General features: G+C 60.2%; 1 protein-coding gene. It reads right to left on the bottom strand.

All coding sequences use genetic code 11. The annotated features are described in order from the left end of the window. The coding region (locus AACY45_RS28910; RefSeq protein ID WP_339548897.1) for a transposase at positions 1–344 on the bottom strand (344 nt) is incomplete at both ends.

Genomic DNA, 344 nt, shown 5'->3' with positions numbered 1-344 from the left:
CAGCCCACTGGCTGAGCCGATCGTCTTTGGATTTGGCTGTACGCAGGGCCGAGCGCGCACCGTGGATCATCAGTGTTCGCAGATAAGCATCGCCACGTTTGCTGATGCCAAGTAGCCGATCTTTACCACCAGAGCTGTGTTGCTTCGGCGTCAGCCCCAACGAGGCGGCTAACTGTCGGCCATTGGCAAACTGTCGGGCATCACCGATGGCAGCAATAAGTGCGGTGGCGATCATCGGGCCAACCCCGCGCAGCTGCTGCAAACGGACGGCACTCGGCTCGCTTGCCGCGATTGCAGATATCTCGCTGTCGAGTTCGCCAACACGTTCATCCAGTGCGCGAAGG

It is taken from the genome of Pseudomonas sp. RA_35y_Pfl2_P32 (genome assembly GCF_963970735.1).
Classification (GTDB): Bacteria; Pseudomonadota; Gammaproteobacteria; order Pseudomonadales; family Pseudomonadaceae; genus Aquipseudomonas.
Note: the sequence above shows the minus strand (reverse complement) of the source record. Positions and strands in the feature narration are given on the sequence as shown.